Source organism: Pedobacter sp. 01N416 (assembly GCF_056399685.1).
The window spans coordinates 1-4389 of the sequence record NZ_JBFTRT010000443.1; the positions used below are offsets into that span (position 1 = coordinate 1).

The window sequence follows — 4389 nt, forward strand, 5'->3', positions numbered from 1 at the left end:
GGTAAAAGTCCACTGATTGTTTCAAATGCGACAGCAACTTGTGGTTGTACCGTTCCTCAGGTACCTGGTGAGCCTATTTTGCCTGGTAAGGAAGGGGTAATTAGCGTAGTTTTTAATAGCGAAGGTAAAATGGGCATGCAAGATAAGGTAGTAACCGTAACGTCAAATGCAAATCCAACGGTAAGCACTGTTCATTTGGTAGGAGAGGTACTTGCTAAAAAATAAATTGGTTCGATTGTTTATGGCAATTGCACATAAATAACCAACTATTCACAAAAAACACAAATAAATAAGAAATGACATCAACAGTAATATTACAGGCAGCAGCAGGTGGTAGTAACACGCTAACTACAATCGTACCAATGGTACTAATCATGGTAGTTTTCTACTTTTTCATGATCCGTCCGCAAGTTAAAAAAGCTAAAGACCATAAAAAATTGGTTGCAGAATTGAAAAAAGGGGATAAAATCGTAACTACCGCAGGTATTCACGGTCGTATTGCCGATATGAATGAAACAACTTTTTTAATCGAGGTTGAAGGCGGTGTAAAGATCCGTTTCGATAAATCAGCAGTTTCTTTAGATGCAACCAAAGCAGTTGTAGCGCCTAAAGCCTAATAAATTAATAAAATTTAAGCGCAGTCCCGAAAATTTTCGGGACTGTTTTTGTTTTACTACATTTGATTAAATGCATTTTGGATAATATTTTTCCAGCTTACAGCTAATATTTAATTTATTATTATGCCCTTCATTAGGTTAACGAAGATTGAAAAAAGACGTGTGTTTAGCTTATTGGCCTGCTTGCTGCTGGCCATAACTGCATGGCTTTTTATGGCATTAAACAACAAATATATTTATGTAGCAAAAACCGTTTTGGTTTTTAAAAACACACCTACCAAAAGAGCATTTTATCCCTTACAGTCTGATACGATAGATTTACAGGTAGAAGGCACTGGCTGGCAATTGCTGTTTGCCCGTTTAAGGATCAGTCCACCCTCTGTTTCTGTTAATTTAAGTCAGCTCAATACCAAAGATTTTATTGTTTTTTCCGATCAGCTTTTCAATATCAACAGACAGTTAGAAAGTACACAAAAGGTAATTTCTGTTAAACCCGATACCCTGTATTTCGATTTCACCAAACGTGTAGTGAAAAAAGTTCCTGTAAAACTGATCGATAAACTGAGCTTTGAAAAGCAATATGGCATTTCTAGTGAGGTTATTCTTAACCCGAAATATGTTAAAGTGGCGGGCCCTGTAGAGGAGCTAGCCAAAATAAAGTTCTGGCCTACAGATACACTTAAGCAGGATAAAATACAAAGCAGTAGCACGACCAGGATTGCCTTACAGCACAGTATCCATAAAAATGTAAGCATTTATCCTTCGTCTGTAGAGGTTAGATTACCTGTTGATGAGTTTACGGAGAAGACTATCGAAGTACCGTTAAAAATTACAAACAATAGGAATTATAACAATCTTAAACTATATCCTAAAAAAGTTAAAGTTACCTTCTTAGTCGCGTTAAGTAATTACGATCAGGTTGACGAAAGTTTTATTACCGCTACCATTGATGTAGACGAATGGCAAATTTTAAAGCATCGTCAGTTTACAGTGAGGATAACCGAGTTTCCTGATTATTGTAAACTGGTAAGCGTAATGCCTTCCAAAATAGATTTTATTGTAGAAAAATAATGTATAAAGTAGGTATAACAGGCGGGATAGGCAGTGGTAAAACAACGGTTTGTAAGGTTTTCGAAGTGTTGGGGATCCCTGTGTTTTACGCCGATACTGTTGCTAAAGAAATCATGTGCAAAGATGTTTTGTTGGTGGAGGGAATTAAATCTACTTTCGGGAAAGAAAGTTATTTCGAAGATGGAAGCCTAAATAACAAGCATATCGCTGGCATTGTTTTTAATAACGAGGAAGCGCTTGCAAAATTAAATGCATTGGTTCATCCGGCAGTTTTTAGGGCATTTGATGCCTGGGAAGAAACCATTCCTTCAACAGTTCCTTATACTTTAAAAGAAGCAGCAATACTGTTCGAAAGCGGCTCTTATAAATTGTGCGATACTACAATTTTGGTTACCGCCCCTTACGAAGTTAAATTAAAGCGTTTAATGCAACGCGATGGTGTTACTGAAACGCAAGTGAAGGCACGTATGGATAAACAGTTAAGCGACGAAGAAAAGACAAAAATGGCCGATCATTTTATCATAAATGATGAGCAACAATCTATAATTGAACAGGTTTTAGCTTTGCACCAAGAATTTTTATTGGTTGCAGAAAATAGTTATGGAAAACCTTAAAGACAGAGACTAATGGCAACAGACGGCGTTAAAATAATTGACGGAGACACAGCTCACGATACATATTGGGGAATTATGGATTTGTATGACAGCGGAGCGGACCTCGACATTATAAAAAAGGAATTTCCACTAATTCAAGCTGAATACTTCGACGACTTCGACAATGAAATCTATGTTACATCTTGTGCCTTGGCTCTTTGGGAAATAGGCCAAATGAAAAAGGATAAATTAGATTATGTTAAATTAATTATTGACAAAGGAGCTTGCGTAAAAGAATGGAAAGAAAATGGCAAAAAAGAAGGCAAAGCAAGACAAAAGGAACTCGATAGATTTTGGAAGAAAATCAGTCAGACAAACACAAAAGTAAGACCGAGGAAGAAGTACAGAAAAATTACTAGCTTTTATTTTCAGCCAGATGACTTGTTGACTTTTCAACTTAAAGATGGAAATTATCGAGCTGTTGTTTGTACATCAATAGACCAATACCGAGGGCAATGTAATTATATTTTAGTTCCGACAACCTACAATTCAAGTATAAAACCTACAGTTGAAAAATTGATTGACAAAGAAATTTTAGGTAGAGTAATTGGTAGTGGATATGACCAACAAACAACAAAAGAGCGTCAACCAGGAATAGAGAGAATTTGGCAATTAACTGGTAAAAATTGCAATTTCTTTTTTGGTGTTATCAAACTTGCGGTTAATCACAAAGACTTCATCAATTTTAAAGACAGATTTGAAAAAATTGGAACCTTGAAAATAATCGAAGGACTAAAAGAAACGGGTTCTTTTGGTTATGAAGAGAACTTTGAAAGGTTCGAGACAATTTTTGGCGACTTAGAAAATCACATAAAAATATTTCAGTACAAAAAATATCCCGTTACAGTACTGTGTGACATATAAAAACAAAAAGAAAGGTTACCTATAACATCGCCAAGCCGCGACCCAATATATGTAACTTTAATTCGATATCCTTTTAATTATAACTATGTCTTTATACTTCCAAAACCCTACCTTATCCTTAAATCTTGATAAATGATTTTAGAAGATTTTATTACCATTACCCCAACGGGTTTATACTGTGTTTACGGCGATTTTTATCTCGATCCACAACAGCCAGTTAAAGAAGCGGTAGTTTCACATGCACACGGCGATCATGCTATTGGAGGAAGCCAAAATGTATACTGTATTGCTGCTACCGCAACTTTTATGAAACACCGTTACCGCAAATTTGCCGCGGTCGATTTTTTTACCAAAAATTATCACGAACCCTTCAAAATAAAAGACGTTACCATTACTTTCTATTCTGCGGGCCATATTTTGGGCTCTGCACAGGTTTTAATGGAGTATAAGGGGGTAAAATACCTCTATACTGGCGATTATAAGATTGAGCCTGATAATACCTGTGAGCCTTTCGAATTTGCTGAAGCAGATGTGTTGATTACGGAAAGCACCTTTGCTAATCCAGAAACTAAACACCCTTCACCAATAGATGAAATTAAAAAGCTAAACGAAACCAATGCGAATATCATGCTTGGTTCTTATGCATTGGGTAAAAGCCAGCGGATTATCCAACTGCTCAACGCGCATTGCCCCACGAAGAATATTATGGTTCACCATAGTATTATGCCCTTTGTTAAAATCTACGAAGATTACGGAATGAAAGTAGGGCATTACAAAATGTACGATAGAAAGGTGATGAAAAATAATCAAGAGCATCAGGTTTATATTGTGCCGCCAATGGTTTTTCACAGTTACCATAAGGCGATTAATGTAGTACGCGCCTTTGCCTCTGGATGGAAGAACCTGCAACAACAAAACGGAATTTCACTTTATATTTCTGACCACGCTGATTGGGATGCAATTTTAGAAACCATAGAAAAAGTTAAACCAAAACAAGTATGGACTTTACATGGTGATGGTAAACAGCTTAAAGATTATTTTAAAAACAAACTTGAGGTTAAAATACTTAATGGATAAAATGATTGACTGATAGCGTTAGAGAATGATTGAATGAAGCTAAGACGAATTAAAAAACATTCCCTCATTTAATATTCAATCATTCCATAATTCACTCATTCAAAATC

General features: G+C 36.0%; 6 protein-coding genes. All 6 read left to right on the plus strand.

The window, feature by feature from the left end:
• On the plus strand, positions 1–225 hold a 225-nt coding region (locus tag AC1DND_RS20965; protein ID WP_477584576.1), incomplete at its 5' end, for a DUF1573 domain-containing protein.
• Between the two features lie 71 nt (positions 226–296).
• Positions 297–617 (plus strand): preprotein translocase subunit YajC, encoded by a 321-nt coding sequence (yajC, locus tag AC1DND_RS20970; protein WP_477584577.1) that lies wholly within the window; start codon positions 297–299, stop codon positions 615–617.
• A gap of 123 nt (positions 618–740) precedes the next feature.
• Positions 741–1688, plus strand: a complete 948-nt coding sequence (locus tag AC1DND_RS20975; RefSeq protein WP_477584578.1) for a YbbR-like domain-containing protein — start codon at positions 741–743, stop codon at positions 1686–1688.
• Positions 1688–2302 carry a dephospho-CoA kinase gene (gene coaE / locus AC1DND_RS20980; protein ID WP_477584579.1) on the plus strand — a complete coding sequence of 205 codons (615 nt, stop codon included), beginning with the start codon at positions 1688–1690 and terminating at the stop codon, positions 2300–2302. The genes AC1DND_RS20975 and coaE overlap by 1 nt, the downstream gene beginning before the upstream one ends.
• A gap of 12 nt (positions 2303–2314) precedes the next feature.
• The gene (locus AC1DND_RS20985) at positions 2315–3205 is read left to right on the plus strand and encodes a hypothetical protein (protein ID WP_477584580.1); all 891 of its coding nucleotides are present in this window, start codon (positions 2315–2317) and stop codon (positions 3203–3205) included.
• A gap of 132 nt (positions 3206–3337) precedes the next feature.
• Entirely contained in the window at positions 3338–4282 is a 945-nt protein-coding gene (locus AC1DND_RS20990; RefSeq protein ID WP_477584581.1) for an exonuclease, read from the plus strand.
• Positions 4283–4389: the final 107 nt, after the last annotated feature.